The sequence below is a fragment of the Ignavibacteriota bacterium genome (assembly GCA_016708125.1).
Taxonomy (GTDB): domain Bacteria; phylum Bacteroidota; class Ignavibacteria; order Ignavibacteriales; family Melioribacteraceae.
In genome coordinates this window covers 3837113-3854181 of the sequence record JADJGF010000001.1, presented here as the reverse complement: position 1 = coordinate 3854181, position 17069 = coordinate 3837113, and the positions used below count along the sequence as shown (strand labels likewise).

Genomic DNA, 17069 nt, shown 5'->3' with positions numbered 1-17069 from the left:
ATTATTAAACTTTCACAATTATTGAGTAAAAAGGTTTTTATGGGTATTTCAGAAATTATAGGTTACTTTGCTGCAGCAATTGGCTCCTTAATATTTATTCCGCAAGCAGTTCAAACAATAAAGACTAAAAATACCAAAGCACTGTCGCTTCCCACTTTTATTTTAATTTCACTTAATAATTTTCTATGGATGACTTACGGAATTTTAACTTCGGATATTGCAATAATTCTTTCACAAATTTTTGTGCTGCCATTGGGATTATTGATTCTTGTTTATAAATTCAAATATGGTTAATGTTGAAAAATTTAACTTTATATGAGGATTATAAAAATGAAAAATCTTCTTAAAAAAAGTCTAATAATTTTTTGGGGAATAATTTTAATCACCATAATTATTTTCTGGAATCGAATTTACAATTCCTACCGAATTTATTCTTTAATTGAAAATGTTACTTACTATTTACAGAATGGAAATGAGAATTATAATTTCAACCTAATTGCAGAAATTGATAAAGAAAAAAAATCAGATACTTTAAATGCCAAAATATATTATAAAAAAGATCAAAATTATTTTTATGCGGATGTAAATTATAATCAAAACGAATATCTTATAAAAAGTGATTTTGATTCTACAAAAGTTTTGATGAATCCATCAAACGTAATTGTAGCAGCCGGCGGAAAAGATCAAGGGAATTTTGATATAATAAAATTACTTGGAGATATTTTAAAAAAATATCCGCAATCAAAATTAATTTTAGAATCTTCCTTCACTAAAAAAATAGGATTCGCAATATGGGTATTATTTAATTGCAGTTTTGATGAAGCTGAAAAAAATAAAATCAGTTATTCATTAGTTGGTAAAGTTGTCGATTCTACCAAAATTAATATGTGGATGAGCGAAGAAAATTTTAATAATTTATTCTTAACAATTGAATCTTCAAAATCAAAAACAAATATTCATTTTAGTTTGAATGAAAAAAATAATAAATCCACATTTAGAACAAATAGTGAAACCAAAATTATCAATATCGATAGAAAAGAACTTAATACAGCAATTTATAGAGGTGCATTAAGAACCGGCGGATTATTGCTTTCAAGAATTGAAGCACCAAAAATAAATGCGATTGAAAAATCATATGGAAATGGGAAATTAATTTTCAAGGATAACAACCGAATTCTTCTCGCAAAAGGAACACATAAAGAAATAGGAGAAATTCACGGCGCTCTTTTAAAAGATGAAATAAGAGATATGGTTGATGCAACTCTTTACACTATGTGCTGGGTTTATACAATTGAAAGAAAATCGTGGTTTATAAATGATTTTAGAGAAGCATACAAAAGATTGAAACCTTTCATTCCGCAAAAATATGAAGACGAAATGATAGGGATTTCAGAGACTTCCGGAATTTCGCTGGATGAAATTCATTTAACAAACGTGTTCCCGGAACTTTTTCATTGTTCAGGATTTGCAGTTTTTAATACTTCCACAATTGGTGGGAAATTATTTCATGGAAGAGTTTTAGATTATATGACAGAAATTGGACTTCAATTTAATGCAGTTGTTTTCATACTTAAACCAAATGATTTTAATGCATTTGTGAATGTTGGATATGCCGGATTTATCGGTTCGGTAACCGGTATGAATGAAAAACAAGTCAGCTTTGGTGAAATGGGCGGCGGCGGTGAAGGTGAATGGGATGGAATGCCGATGGCATTTTTAATGAGAAACGGACTTGAAAATACTAATACACTCGATGAAGCTGTTAAATTATTTCAAGAAACTCCGCGTACATGCGAATATTATTATGTAATTGCAGATGGAAAAATTCCGGATGCAAAAGGCTTATCCACAACACCATCAAAATTTGAAATTATAAATCCGAATTCATATCATGAAAAATTAATTGAGCCAGTTGAAAATGCAGTTATTATGTCTGCCGGAAATCGATATAAAGATTTAGTTGCAAGAATAAAAGAAAATCACGGGAAAATAGATACTGATAAAGCCATTCATTTAATGGATAGACCCGTTGCGATGAAAAGTAATCTACATAATGTTTTATTTGCTCCGCAGACTTTAGAACTTTGGGTTTCCAATGCCGGCGTAAATACCCCCGCAGCAAATGAGCCTTATGCACATTACAATTTCAGAGAATTGTTAAATCAATTAAATTAATATTTTTTTAGAAAATGAACTATTTAGAAATTTATAGATTTGGGAAAAATGAATTTTTAAGAAGTTTGTTCATAACCGTATTTTTATTCTTGTTCTATACTTTTTTTATTTGGGAGAAAACAGAACTTGAAGATTTCTTAATCTCAGTTCCATATTTTCTTATTTGTTATTTCATATTTTTCTCAATTGGTTCCGACAAAATTTCTAAAAATTTATCAAACCTTATAAATTACAATTTACGCAAAGCAATATTTTTCCCGCTATTGTTAGTCACAATTTATTATTCATATATTTTTGTAAATGGAGAAAACCCGTTACAAGGAACTACTTTTTTATTTCCGTTTTTTATTTTATTTCCAACATTGATATTTCTTTCTAAGAATGAAAATATCTACAAAATTGATTGGATAGATTTTTTTACTTTCACATTATTTTTATTGCCAACAACGCTTATCAAATTTGAGCCAAATACTAATTTGCCATTTAGCGGCGGCGGATTTGATTCTCTCTTTAGAATCACAATTATGATAATTATTGTTTATAGTTTTTCCATAATTAGAAAATTAAACGATGTTGGATTTTATCCAATATTTAGTCTTAAATTCCTAAAGATTGCAATTGTTTCATGGATTTCATTTTATGTTGCAGCGTTAATAATAGGATTAAATTTTGAATTTATAAAATTTGTCGGATACAAAGAAGTTTCAGTTAATCAAACATTAATTGGAACAAGAGAAGTTCTTGCAGTTTTTCTTCACACGGCAATTTTTGAAGAATTATTTTTTAGAGGTTTGCTGCAAAATTTACTTTCCAAAAGAATTTACCAATCGCAAAAGTGGTTAACATTTTGGAAATGGGGATTTATAATTCTTGCTGTACTTTCTGCATTAACCGGATTTTTAATGAAAGGAAAATACGGATGGATAATTTTAGCAGTCACAATAATTTTATTCTCAACTTCATTTTATTTTGAAAATAAAAAATTTGATAAAATTGGAAGTTATACATCTTTGGCAATAACAAGTATCATCTTCGGAATAGTTCATTTTCATGCTGGTTCAATAGTTTTTGTTGCTTTAGCATCACTTGCGGGCTGGGCATACGGTTATACTTATCTTAAAACAAAAAATGTTTTTTATGCGGCATTAGTTCACGCATTGGTAAATAATACAGATCTTTTTCTTGGCTTAGAGTTGATTAAGTAAAATTCAAAATCAACAAAAGTTATAAGGATTTTAACCAATAAAAATGAAGTGTAAGGTTTATAATAATTTAATTTGCTTATTGAAAATAAAAATTATAATTTGAATTGAAATAAGACAAACGATTGCATTGTCTCAAGCTTAAAAACTTATTTCACATAAATTCATTTTTTGTTGATGTTTCCATTTGTATGGAGAAGATCATATGAAGAGAATAGTTACAATACTTTTTCTACTTTTCGCATTAACCACATCTATATTTTCATCAACGACTGGAAAAATTAGAGGAACTGTAGTTGATTCTCAAACCGGTGAACCGCTTGTGGGAGTTAATATTATCTTAAAAGGTACTACACTTGGAGCAGCTACAAATATTAATGGAGTTTTTATAATTCTTCGAGTTCCACCCGGTTTATATGACGTTGAAGCAAGTATGATTGGTTATAAATCTGCTATGTTCACTAGAGTTAATGTTGAAGTTGATAGAACAATTAATCTAGATTTTAAACTTCAGCTGGAAGTTATTGAAAGTGATGAAATTGTAATTACTGCAAATAGGGAGTTAGTAAAATTAGATGTATCAGCTTCTGAAACAAATATTCAAGCTACTGAAATTGCGGAATTGCCTTTTGCAAGCAGAGTTGAAGATATTATTGGAATGCAAGCGGGTATTCAAGGAAGTTTAGTTGAGGGCGATCTTCAAATAAGAGCAGGGGATGCATCAGAAGTTAATGTACTTGTCGATGGTTATTCAACAGTCGATTCAAAAATGGCAAAGGTTTCATTTCCAATTAATAAAGGAAGTATCCAAGAAATAAAAGTTTTAAGAGGAGGATATAATGCCGAATATGGTGAAGCCCGCTCCGGTGTTATAAATATTGTAACAAAATCTCCGGGTGACGAATTACATTTAGCTTTGGATTATCAATTTGAACCTTCCGACTTAAGGCATGACGGACCAAATTACTATGATCCCTCGGTTTACTGGCCTTATCGATTATACGACGGACCAAATGCTGATTCATCATCTTACTTAGTAAGATATGAAGGTATTACGCCGGATACTATTAAATGGGAAGGTTGGAAAGCTTATTCCGATAGATTGTTAAGTGATAATAATCCGGATAATGACTTAACTCCGCAGGAAGCAAGAGAATTGTGGAAATGGCGGCACAGACCAGTTGAATATGGAAATATTCCCGGTCACAACTTGGATTTAACATTAAGCGGAGGAACAGATTTTCTTCCGTGGCATTTAAACGTTTTAGCTGGTTTAAAATACATTAATCGTCCATATACATATCCTCAGGCAAAAGATAGTTATGAAGAAAATGGGTTTTCATTAAAATTAATCAATAGAATTGGTGAGAACACACATTTAACAATTTCCGCCATAAATTCTTTTGTAAATACAGTTTCAAGCGATGACGCAAATAGTAAATGGAGCAATGAAGTAAAGCTATCTTATGATGGAGGCAACTTCGATCCGTTTTACTTTTTTAATAAACCAAGAGTTATGTATAATACAACACTTATCGGGGCTAATTTAATTCAAGTTTTCTCATCAACTTTATATACAGAATTGGATGCGAGTTATTACAGCGCAAAATGGAATACCGAACGATTTCCAAATTCTTCAGTTGAAGATGGTAGATATTTCCATGATAGATTATACTATGATCCGCAGTCTGGCTTCATTCCTTTAGAATTAGGTGTTACGGATGATGTAACCGGAAATAGAATGTATGGAAGAGCAAATACCGATGATAATTCATACAGTGATAGATTTTTAATTAAGTTATCGTTGATAAATCAGTTTCATCCAGCCCATGAATTAAAAACCGGAATTGAATTTAAATTAAATCATTTAGTCGAAGATAGAGTTCATATGCATGATGATGATCCTTCCCAGCTTTTTGTTTGGGGATATGATGTTTCTCCAATTGAGTTAAGTGGTTTTGTTCAGGATAAAATTGAATTTTATGGAATGGTTGCAAATGTAGGTTTGCGTTTTGATTATTACGGTGCAAACGGCGAGTTACCGGATGTTACACAAACTTTAGATTATGCAACAAATCTTGATGTACTTAATGCATTTTTAGATGGAACTTTTCCAACAAGTACGCCTTCTGGAAAATTTTATGTAAGCCCAAGAATTGGTATTTCTTTTCCAATTACCACTAATAGTAAAGTCTATTTTAACTACGGACATTTTGTTCAAATGCCCAAAACGGAAGCTCTTTATTCAACAACAGCTCATTATAATTTCAGATTGCAATGGTTAGGAAATTCAAATCTCGGTTTCCAAAAATCGATTAATTTTGAACTTGGTTACGATCAAAATGTTTATGACTGGTTTCAATTGCATATTGGAGCATTCTATAAAGATTACTCTGATGTTGAAAGTGGAATTGTGTTTGCCCATTCTGATCAAAGTATAGTTCTTGAATCTGCGGTTCAAAGGGAATATAGAGAAGTTAGAGGTGTTGATTTAGAAATTAGAAAATCCGTTGGAAGATTTTTAACCGGATTTTTCAATTTTAATATTACACAAAAAAGTGTGAGTGATTTAGAAGTACCTAATATAAGTCAAATTCCGGTAATTACAGATAATCCGGCAATTGGAATTGATGGAGAATTAAAAGGCGTTCCCCGCGCATTGCAAGAAGAAATTACACCTTATGGAAGAGGCGTAATTGTTTTAAGTGCTCCAGAAGATTGGGGACCTCGAATTCTTGATTATCCAATTTTGCATAAAACCAAAGCAAGTATTAGTTTGTTCTATCAAGGTCAGCAGCTTGTTGAACACCCTGATGAAGATTTTAGAGTTCAAAATCCGGATGTGAAATTTTATACAATTCCATATTTCAATTCTAATTTAAGAATCAGCAGAAATTTTGATGTACAAAATATTTTCGATTTGGAGTTATATATGGATATTAGCAATTTGATTGTCAGCACATATAGAACAGCAATTCCAAACTCCAAAGATTATTTTGATGATCTTTATGCAAATGGAAAAACCGACAAAGTTGGAAGTGAAGATGTTTCTGATAAAAATATTCTTAGAACTGAAAGCCAAGTTCTTTATCAAGGGCAGCATAGAACTTACATTTTTGGAATTAGAGTAAATTTATAAAATGAACTTAGAATTAAGAAAATCAAAATTGAGTTATTTCGGAGGAATTTATGTTTGTTGAAATGAGAAAACTATTATTCTTTTTGATTTTTCTTTCAATAATTTTTTTAAATGTTGTTTTTGCGCAATCTACTAAAAGTCATGAAATTGGTCCACTTTGGGAAACAATGTTTTCAAGCGGATCAATTCCAAGTTATGCTCCTTTGCAAAATCAAATGACTTATCCCGGCGGTGATTTTAGAACCATGACAAGAAAAAATCTTGAAGGTTTGGGAATTTGGATTGGGACAAAAAATTGGACAGATAAACAAAATATATTTCACTCAACTTATGTTTCTGAAGGTGGTTTTGAAAATGATGAAGCATTTGAATTTAATTATCCAATTTCAATTAGAAAAAGAGTTAGAAATAGATTGCCAAATGTAACTGTTAATGGAATTGTTGAAGAGCGATTTTTAGATACTCGCTCATCAAGTACTAAATCTTCTACAATAATTGCAGATGAAGTTATAGATTCTAAATATTCAACAAACGTTGGCGTTAGTGTTAAAATGTCAAGTTATGCACTGGCAAATCATAATCATAATAGTTATATAATTAGAGAATATACATTTACAAATGACGGCAATGCCGATGGAACTGAAAATACGATTGAATTAGCAAATCAAAACTTAACAGACGTTTATTTTGGTTTTCAATATGCACTTTTGCCTGGTGGAGATCGTGGACATCAAATTGTAAATCAAAATGATGAGTGGGCTGTTTATTATGGAAATCAGCCGAATGATACTTTGCGCGGATTGTATTATGTATATGACGGAAACGCTGATGATAATCATTCTGATTATGATGATATAGGCGATCCGGATCCAACAACCGGAGAATTTCTATCTCCTCAATATCCTGGTTTTGGCGTACTACATGCCGATACTTCACCGACAGACAAAAATGATAATAGATCACAGCCTTCTACGGTAAATATTGTTCCAAGAAGAATTATGAAATCTTATACAAAAGGAAATACAGAAAATGAAATGTACCTTGAAATGAGTTCGGGAGAACAATCTCAAGGAACAGTAGGGAAAGCCTCAACATCTTATGATCCGCTTGTTCAAGCTCCAATATTATTGATGTCATTTGGTTCATATAATTTAAATTTTGGAGAAAGTGTAACAATAGTTCTTTATGAAGCTGTTGGTTCAATTTCTCAAAAACTTGCAATATCAGCCGGTTCAGAGTGGTTAAATGGAACTTTATCTTTTAATGGAAAAACCGGGGGTGAAGCAAAAAATACATTGGTATCTACGGGTTTAGATTCTTTACTTAGGTATGCAAAAAATGTTGAATATGCTTGGGAAATTGGCTTGCAAAATTTGCCAACTCCTCCTCCAGCTCCGGATGATTTTAATATAGCTTCCGGTCCCGGAAAAATAGAATTGGAATGGGGATCGGTTGCCGATATTGCAGATTGGCAGACCGGTAACTATGATTTTGCCGGTTATAGACTTTATAGAACAGAAGGATCATATACAAATGTATATCAAAATATTGCAACATTTTATGGAGATACTACAAAATATACAGATAGAAATGTTGAACGCGGAAAGAAATATTATTATGCAGTTACTGCATTTGATGATGGCTCACAAAATACTACCGGAGTAAAGCCAGGAGAATCTTTAGAATCAAGTAAATATTATAATAGGAATTTTGGTGTTGCAGCTTCGCCATTTATTGGTGCTCAGCCAACTTTAGATTCTGTATATGTTGTTCCGAATCCATATCATGTTCAAGGGTTAACTTATGGCGGAAGTGTTGTTGAAGATTATACAGATGTTCCAAGACTTGAAGATAAATTAGGTTTCGTAGGTTTGCCTGCAAAAGCAATTATTAGAATTTTTTCGATGCATGGTGATTTACTTGCTACAATTCCGCATCCAAATCCGGATAATCCAAATTCAGTGCCGGAATCAGCAGATGAAGAATGGTTTCAAATTACAGATTATTGGCAAACAATTAAAAGCGGTGTTTATGTTTATTATGTTGAAGGCTGGGATTTAGAAGGTAAATCTGTAGGATCAACCAAAGGTAAATTTGTCATAATTAGATGATGTAAATCTTTTGGAGTAATTATGAAATTAAAATTTTCAATTTTAATAATACTTTTTCTGTTATCAAATCAGATTATTTTTTCGCAGAAAAAGAAAGCCGGACAAAGCGGCATGACATATTTAGCTATTAGTCTTGGTGCAAGAGAAAGCGGAATGGGGAATGCAAGTGTTGCCAGCGTTAATGGAACACAAGGATTATTCTATAATCCGGCAGTTCTAACAAATATTAATGGATTTGGTTTTTCTTTGAATCATGTTAGCTGGATAGCAGATACAAGAATTTATGGATTTGGTGCAGCTTATGATCTTGAAGATTATGGAGCATTTGGCGTTGATTTAGTATATATGGATTATGGTAAAATTATTGGCACACAAAGAGTTGATAAAAGTGTTGATGAGAGAGGATTTATAATCACCGGTGATTTATCAATCTCAGATTATGCAGTTGGGTTAGCTTATGCATATCCGGTGAACGATGTTTTTTCTTTTGGAGTAAAGTATAAATTTATTCACGAAAATTTGGGAGATGCTGCAATTGCAGTAAAGGAAATTGATAAAGAAAACGGTATATATGAATATGAAACAAAAGAATGGCAAATTAATCATTGGGGATTTGATTTTGGCGGTTATTATGAAGTTGGCTACAAAGATTTGGCGATTGGAGTAGCGTTTCAAAACTTTTCTACTGATATGAAATATTGGACAGAAGTCTTTCAGCTTCCGTTAGTTTTAAGAATGGGATTGACTATGGATTTGGCTCAACTAATAATGAGTGATCAAAGTGATTTTAAAATCAATACAGCGGTTGATGTTCTTCATCCCATTGATTATACTGAAAGAATTCACATCGGAACCGAAATTATTTACAAAGAAATATTTGCATTGCGTTCCGGTTATAAATTCAATTATGATGTTGAAGATTTTAGTTTTGGACTTGGAATTAAATTTAATTTTCAAGGATATAAAGGAAGTTTTGATTACGGTTACACACACGCACAATTTTTTGAAAGCATAAATCGTTTCAGTATTAATTTTAATTTGTAATATATCATTTAAATAAAAACCAAGTTAATAGGAGGCAGCATGAACATGTTTAACCGAATTTCCAAACTACTGTTTTTATTGTTATTAGTTTTAAATAATTACACATTCTCTCAAGAAGTTGGCGATATTTTGTGGGAAGATCATTTTGATGATGCGGCAGATACAGCAATGCATCTTGATGTTGGTTGGTTCTACTACAATGAAAATGACGGCTTAGCCGGGGCAATTGTTACACAAGTAGATGGGAAAGCTTTTTTGCAAACCGGAAATTTTTCCAATTTTGTTGGAGCAGTTGTTGCATCAACAAATGGTGTTTCTTTTTTAGATGAAGATAATGAAGAAGCAACGCACAAAGCTCTATTGGAAGAAAATTATGGTCAGCCAAATCAAGAAGTTACATTTAATGTAAATTTTAAAAATATTACCAACTCTTTCTTTGCATTAAGTACACGTTTAGTTCAGAGAGATACGGCAGAATCTTTACCTGATTCTGATCCAACTCATGAAGGTTCATATGTTTGCTTTTTTAGTCCATTAACCGATCAAATTACTCTTTCCAGAGTTTTGGGAGATGTTGAAGGCGGCGATGAAGGCGGAGCACAATATGATTTTTTAAATCCGGCTCAGTGGCAGCATTTTGCAGCATCAACAGATTTTGATTTAGAATTAAACGTAAATTATTGGGTTAAATTTTATACTTATAACGGTGATTTAAAAATGAAAATTTGGGAAGGTGAACTTACGGACGAAGAAGCAACATGGTTTTTGGAAGGTACAGATCCAAATCCAAGAGTTACCGGTTCTTTTTCAATGTTCAGTATAATATCTTCCGATCCCGCAGTTACAGATCAAGTTGAAATTGATGATGTTGTTGTAAGAATTGTTGGTGATCCGGTAGGAGTTGAAGATAATGTTAATATCCCACTTACTTTTGAACTAAAAAATAATTATCCAAATCCATTTAATCCAACTACCAATATTGAATTTAATTTAGCCAAATCTGGGAATACATCTTTAAAAATTTATTCAATAACCGGTGAATTGGTTAGAACCTTGGTTGATAAAGAATTAAATGCCGGATTACACAATTTTATATTTAATGGTAAAAACGATATGGGTCGTGATTTAACAAGTGGAATGTACATTTACGAATTATCGAATGGCGTAAATATTTCCGCAAAAAAAATGTTTTTAATTAAGTAAAATATCATCCCATTTTTAGAAAATATTTGGTAGAGTTTGAACAACTCTACCAAATTATTTTAGGAGAAAAAATGAAGACATTTAGATTCACAATTTTTGCTGTATTATTATTTGGTAATACTCTATTTGCAGAAAATAATGAAGCAAAAGTATTTACAATTGGTAGTGGTGTCGATGAAATAAAAGTCGTTGTTGTAAGTGGAACTCCTTCTGAAATGGGTTTTCAATTAGGGAAAGCGTTAAAGGATGATGTAAAAATTTGTATGTCTAATTTTTTAAAGTATGCTGCAATGGGTGATCCGGCAAGATATAATAATGAAGTGTTAGATAATGCATGGATTTCTATCGAACCATACTTAAAAAATAGATTTAAAGAAGAGCTCCAAGGTTTAGCCGATGGTTCACAAGTTCCTTGGGATGAATTAAAAAGAGCACATATGATTCCTGTAGTGGGAAATTATGCTTGTTCCGGCGTTTCCGTTTGGGGTCCGGCATCTGAAAACGGCAATTTATATCAGATCAGAAATTTAGATTTCACTATGGGCGGAGGTTTACAAGATTTTCCTACAATTGTAATATATTTACCGAGTGATGGAATTCCTCATGCTTCTGCGACATTTGCCGGTTATATTGGAGCACATACCGGAATAAATGCTGAAGGAATTGTACTAAGTGAAAAAGGCTCATCGCCGAACAAAGAATATCCATTTGATTTGGATGGAACACACTTTTCTACTTTATTCAGAGATTTACTTTATGATGCAAATACACTTAACGAAGCACTTGAAATTGTTACTTCCGCAAAACTTATAAAAAGATATCATCTTTATATTGGTGATGGAAAAGCGGGAAGCAAAGGTGCAGCTAAAATATTAGTTTCTTCACCGGATTCTGTTAAACTTAAAATTTGGAAAGATAATGATCCAACTGATGAAGTTGCTCCAAAAGTAATGGGAAATACATGCTACTATACAATGGATAATGATGCAGCGTATGAATTTTTAACCAAAAACCATGGGAAATTTAATTCAGATAAAATGATTGAACTTTCGCGTTTGGTTGCAGATGAAGATGGTAATTTGGAAAATGTTGTTTATGATGCTACAAATCTTGAAATGTGGGTTGCGTATGCAAATGGAAATGAAGTTGCAAGCAGCAGACCATATGTTTATATAGATCTGAAAAAATATTTCACAAATTAGAAATTCGATGGAAAACAAAATTACACGAAAAGAATTTATCAAGTATTTAACATTTTTTTCCGGAGCAATTTACTTTTCCGGCAGTGAATTATTTTCTAAAAGTGAATCAGAAAATTTAATGAAACTGGGACTTGTAACTTATCAGTGGGGCAAGGATTGGGATATTCCAACTCTTATAAAAAATTGTGAACTTGCCGAAATTTACGGCGTTGAATTAAGAGTTGAACATGCTCATAAAGTTGATATAAAATTGACAGCCGCTGAAAGAAATGAAGTAAAGAAAAAATTTGTTGATAGTAAAGTTAAACTTTTGGGAATAGGAACAAATCAGCAATTTGATTATCCGGATCAAAATGAATTAAAGAATTCTGTTGCGGTTGTAAAGGAATTTATAAAACTAAGTTATGATATTGGCGGAAGCGGTGTAAAGGTAAAACCAAACGGATTTCATGAAGAAATTCCTAAAGAAAAAACTGTTGTGCAAATTGGAAATTCTTTGTTAGAATTAGGAAAATTTGCTGAAGATTATAACCAACAAATTAGACTTGAAGTTCACGGAAAAGAAACGCAAGAATTACCGAATATAAAAGCAATGATGGATATTGCAGAACATCCAAATGTAAAAATTTGCTGGAATTCAAATCCGGAAGATTTAATTGGCGAAGGACTTGACTATAATTTTAATTTGGTTAAAAACCGTTTAGGTGATACGGTTCATGTTAGAGAATTAAATGTTGGAGATTATCCGTATAAGAAATTAATGCAGATGTTAAAAAAAGAAAATTATAACGGTTGGATTTTGTTAGAATGCAGAACTGAACCAATTGATAAAGTAAAAGCCATGATTGAACAAAGGCTAATTTGGGAAAAAATGATTTCGTAAATAATAAGTTTTTATATTCATAATTTCAATTCCACTAATAAAAGATTGGATTTATAATTAATAATGATTAAACATAAATTTAAAATTAGTTCGTTTCTAATATTTCACATATTTCTGTTTCAAATTTTAGTAACTGCTCAATCCGAACCACAAGTAAAAAATGTAATAGATAATGTTGTAACAAGATTATATAAAAATTTATCCGAAAACGAATTATCAAATTTGGATGATGAAAAAGTTAGAAGTCTTTTTACAAAAGAAGAATTAGTGATTTTAGCAACGCAGCATTGGATTTTTGATGTAAATATTCCGGTAATCGTTTCTATTATGCAAGATCAAAGTCAACAAACTGTTCCTTTCTGGCTTAATGAAAATCATTTTGTAAAAACAGATTTAGTTGTAAAGAATGAATATTCGACTTACAACGTTTGGCAGAAAGAATTTCCAACCGGAACAATTCATTTAGGAATAAATGGATTTGATAAACATAGACCTCATTATTTTGTTTCAGTTAAGCCGCAAAACAAAAATGATAAATTGGAATTTTCAAATTTTTATCCGGAGAATCAATATGTAACAAATTTAGATGTTGGCTCATTTACTTATCATGATTGGGATGAACTTGTTTTAACTGAAGTTCCGGAAAGTTTAATAGGTGGAAAACTATTAACAACAATTCGTGGAAGAGCAAGAGAAGCACATCTTATAAATGCTTTTAGAAAAACCGAATATGCTTCATCCGAAAAACCGGATCAAATAATTTTAACGTGGAGCGGAAATCCATCAACTTCACAATCTATTCAATGGCGGACAAATACTTCAATCAATAATGGAGTTGTAAGATATTGGGTGAAAGGTAAAAATCCGAATACAGAATATTTTGAGCAAAAAGCAGAAGTAAAAATTATTGAAGATCGACTTTTGCAAAATGATAGATATGTAAACCACTACACAGCCGTACTATTGAATTTATTTAGTGAAACAATATATAATTATAAAGTTGGAAATGTTGAAAAAAATATTTGGAGTGAAGTTTACGAATTTAAAACTGCTTCAGAATCCGCAAAACCTTTTTCATTTGTTTATTTAGGTGATACACATAAATCGAACGCTTTTGGAAAAATTGTAAATTTAGCATTTAACGATAATCCAGATGCATCATTTTTTTCAATCGGCGGCGATTTGGTAAGTACCGGTTTACACAGAGATGAATGGGATTTATTATTTAATTATTCAAGAGAAGTATTTAGAAATCGACCGCTTATGCCGATTCTTGGGAATCATGATAGTCAAGATGGACTTGGTTCTTGGATGTATCAAGAATTATTTGATTTGCCAAAAAACGGTCCAAGCAATTTACCATTGGAAACGACATATAGTTTTGAATATCAAAATTCGCTATTCTTGATGATTGACGTAACTGCACCATTTCAGATGAATACAAAATGGATTGAGACTCAGCTAAAAGAAACAAAAGCAAAATGGAAATTTGTTATGATGCATTTTCCGCCGTATTCAAACGATGAAAAATATCCTGTAATAAAAAAAGAGTGGTGCAGTTTATTTGATAAATATCATGTAGATATAGTTTTTAGCGGACATGTACATTATTATATGCGTTCAAAGCCAATGTTTAACGAAAAACCAGTTAGTTCAACATCAGAAGGTACTATTTATGTTATTTCAATTTCTACAAATGATAATGATAGACCTCGTGAAATGGAAGATTATGTTGAAGTTCAATTTGGCGGAGAATATTTATATCAGTTAATTAGTCTTGATAATAATCAGCTAACCTTTAAAGCTGTAAATCATGAAGGAAAAATTCTTGATAATTTTAGTATAACAAAATAAGTATTTAGGAGAAATTTATGTGGTTTAAAATTTTATGTTTTGGATGTTTAGTTGGATTAGTCTCATGCTCTTTATTTCAAAATGAAATTGAAAATAGTATGATGAAGAAAATGAATACTTTAACAGAAAATGAAATTGATGAAGGATGGCAATTATTATTCGATGGAAAATCTTTTGACGGTTGGCGAGGAATTGGAATTGATTCTATACCAAGCGGGCATTGGAAAATTGAAGATGGCTGCATTAGAAAAATAAAAAGCGGTGATGTTCCTTTAAGAGCTGACGGACAACCTTTGAAAGGAGGAGATTTAATTACAGATAAAAAATTCAATAATTTTGAATTAGCATTTGATTGGAAAATTAGTGAAGCCGGAAACAGCGGAATTAAATATAATGTTGATGAACAATATTCAATAACAAATGGTTCATCAAACGCACTCGGATTTGAATATCAAGTTTTAGACGATGAAAAAAATAATGATAATCTAACTCCTTCACATAGATCAGCATCATTATATGATTTGATTGAAGCAACTGGAAAAACTCTAAATCCGGTTGGCGAATTTAATACATCAAAAATAATTTTTAATAAAAATCATGGTGAACATTGGCTTAACGGTGAAAAAGTAGTTGAGTTTGATCTTACATCACAAGAGTTTATTGAGTTTTTTAAGAAAAGCAAATATTCCAAACATGAAGATTTTATAACTCATAAAATTGCGCATCTTGTTTTACAAGATCACGGAAGTGATTGCTGGTATAGAAATATTAAAATTAGAGAAATAAAATAATTGCAAGTTAAAGAAATTCAAAATTTCAAATGATTTTATAATTAAATTAATGAGGTAAAAATTGAATACTAACAGAAGAGAGTTTATTAAAAAAGTGGGATTGGGAACAGCAGCTATAACAGTTGGTTCATCAATAATTGAAGGATGTGCATCAATAGCAAAAACTGAATCAAAGGTAATTGTTTCAGATGCGATGCATTACAATAGAATTATTGGAGCTAATGATCGAGTAAGAGTTGGTGTAATAGGATTTTCCGGAAGATTTAGAGGATCGTTAAGCAAAGCTTTTGCGGCAAGTTCAAAAGATTTAAATATGGAATTTGTTGCAGTCTCAGATATTTGGAATAAAAGAAGGGAAGAAGGCGTTGAATATTTATCGGAGTTACAAGGCAACAAAATTATTGGTTTCAGAAATAACGAAGAACTTTACGAGAAATCTGAAACAGATGCAGTTATTATAAGTACCGCAGATTTTCAACACGCATATCATGCAACAGAAGCAGTAAATTCTGGAAGAGATGCCTATGTAGAAAAACCATTAGCTGAATCAATGGCTGATAACATTATGGTACTTAAAGCCGTTAAAGAAACCGGAAAAATTGTTCAGCTCGGTTCACAAAGAAGAAGCGGAAATAATTATAAAACTGCTGCCGATTATATAAAATCCGGAAAATTTGGTCCAATTAAAGTTGTAGAAATGACTTGGAATGTTAATCAACCGGATAGATGGCGACTTCCCGATGTTGTTGCAGGATTGAAGGAATCAGATGTAGATTGGAATAGATTTTTAATCAACAGAGAAAAAATTGCATTTAATCCGAGAATATATTGCGAGTATAGACTTTTCTGGCCTTATTCTTCGGGTATTCCGGGTCAATGGATGGTTCATCAAATAGATACGGTTCATTGGTTTACCGGATTGAATTATCCGTTAAGTGTTGTAGCAAACGGCGGAGTTTATATGTGGAATGACGGAAGAATAAATGCAGATACATTAACCGCAGTTTTTGAATACGGTCCCAAAAATGATCCCGATCCTACAAAAAGATTTTCTGTAATTTATTCTTCGCGTTTTTCAAACTCAGCCGGTGGAGTTAAAGAAATTTATTATTCAAACGGCGGTGAATTAAATTTAGATACAAATAAAGTTACATCTAACGGTGGATTAAGCAAAGGTCATGCTGAAAGATATCCTCAATTTGGATTAAAGGAAAATTTACTTGCTGATTATGAACTTGCTTCTGCACAATCACAAGTTGTAACAAGTGCAAATACCGGAACCGATTCTGACACTGTAAATCACATGCGAAACTGGATGGAATGTTTGCGCAGCAGAAAACAGCCGAACGCTCCAATAGAAGCCGGATATAATCATTCTGTTGCAAGTTTGATGGTAACAGAATCCTTACTCAGAGGTAAAAAAGTTAAGTTTGATGAAGTCAATCAAGTAATTCTGGACGCATAA

General features: G+C 31.7%; 12 protein-coding genes. All 12 read left to right on the top strand.

What is annotated here, in order from left to right; all coding sequences use genetic code 11:
• Nucleotides 1-39: 39 nt before the first annotated feature.
• The 12 genes from IPH62_16750 to IPH62_16695 all read left to right on the top strand — a co-directional run bounded on the left by IPH62_16750 (nucleotide 40) and on the right by IPH62_16695 (nucleotide 17069).
• A complete protein-coding gene (locus IPH62_16750; protein MBK7106923.1) occupies nucleotides 40-294 on the top strand; it encodes a hypothetical protein in 255 nt (84 codons plus the stop codon).
• 36 nt (nucleotides 295-330) lie between these two features.
• Nucleotides 331-2175, top strand: coding sequence for a hypothetical protein (locus IPH62_16745; GenBank protein MBK7106922.1), 1845 nt, complete (start codon nucleotides 331-333; stop codon nucleotides 2173-2175).
• Between the two features lie 14 nt (nucleotides 2176-2189).
• Nucleotides 2190-3380 (top strand): CPBP family intramembrane metalloprotease, encoded by a 1191-nt coding sequence (locus IPH62_16740; GenBank protein MBK7106921.1) that lies wholly within the window; start codon nucleotides 2190-2192, stop codon nucleotides 3378-3380.
• 202 nt (nucleotides 3381-3582) lie between these two features.
• Entirely contained in the window at nucleotides 3583-6516 is a 2934-nt protein-coding gene (locus IPH62_16735; GenBank protein MBK7106920.1) for a TonB-dependent receptor, read from the top strand.
• A 50-nt stretch (nucleotides 6517-6566) separates the two neighbouring features.
• Nucleotides 6567-8627: a hypothetical protein gene (locus IPH62_16730; protein ID MBK7106919.1), complete on the top strand. Its 2061-nt coding sequence runs from the start codon at nucleotides 6567-6569 to the stop codon at nucleotides 8625-8627.
• Nucleotides 8628-8648: 21 nt separating this feature from the next.
• A complete protein-coding gene (locus IPH62_16725) occupies nucleotides 8649-9671 on the top strand; it encodes a PorV/PorQ family protein (protein ID MBK7106918.1) in 1023 nt (340 codons plus the stop codon).
• A gap of 39 nt (nucleotides 9672-9710) precedes the next feature.
• Nucleotides 9711-10874, top strand: coding sequence for a T9SS type A sorting domain-containing protein (locus IPH62_16720; protein ID MBK7106917.1), 1164 nt, complete (start codon nucleotides 9711-9713; stop codon nucleotides 10872-10874).
• Between the two features lie 71 nt (nucleotides 10875-10945).
• Nucleotides 10946-12076 carry a hypothetical protein gene (locus tag IPH62_16715; protein ID MBK7106916.1) on the top strand — a complete coding sequence of 377 codons (1131 nt, stop codon included), beginning with the start codon at nucleotides 10946-10948 and terminating at the stop codon, nucleotides 12074-12076.
• A gap of 7 nt (nucleotides 12077-12083) precedes the next feature.
• Nucleotides 12084-12959, top strand: a complete 876-nt coding sequence (locus IPH62_16710) for a TIM barrel protein (protein MBK7106915.1) — start codon at nucleotides 12084-12086, stop codon at nucleotides 12957-12959.
• A 63-nt stretch (nucleotides 12960-13022) separates the two neighbouring features.
• Entirely contained in the window at nucleotides 13023-14813 is a 1791-nt protein-coding gene (locus tag IPH62_16705) for a metallophosphoesterase family protein (protein ID MBK7106914.1), read from the top strand.
• A 17-nt stretch (nucleotides 14814-14830) separates the two neighbouring features.
• On the top strand, nucleotides 14831-15604 hold the full coding sequence (locus IPH62_16700) for a DUF1080 domain-containing protein (protein MBK7106913.1): 774 nt from the start codon (nucleotides 14831-14833) through the stop codon (nucleotides 15602-15604).
• A gap of 61 nt (nucleotides 15605-15665) precedes the next feature.
• The gene (locus tag IPH62_16695; protein ID MBK7106912.1) at nucleotides 15666-17069 is read left to right on the top strand and encodes a Gfo/Idh/MocA family oxidoreductase; all 1404 of its coding nucleotides are present in this window, start codon (nucleotides 15666-15668) and stop codon (nucleotides 17067-17069) included.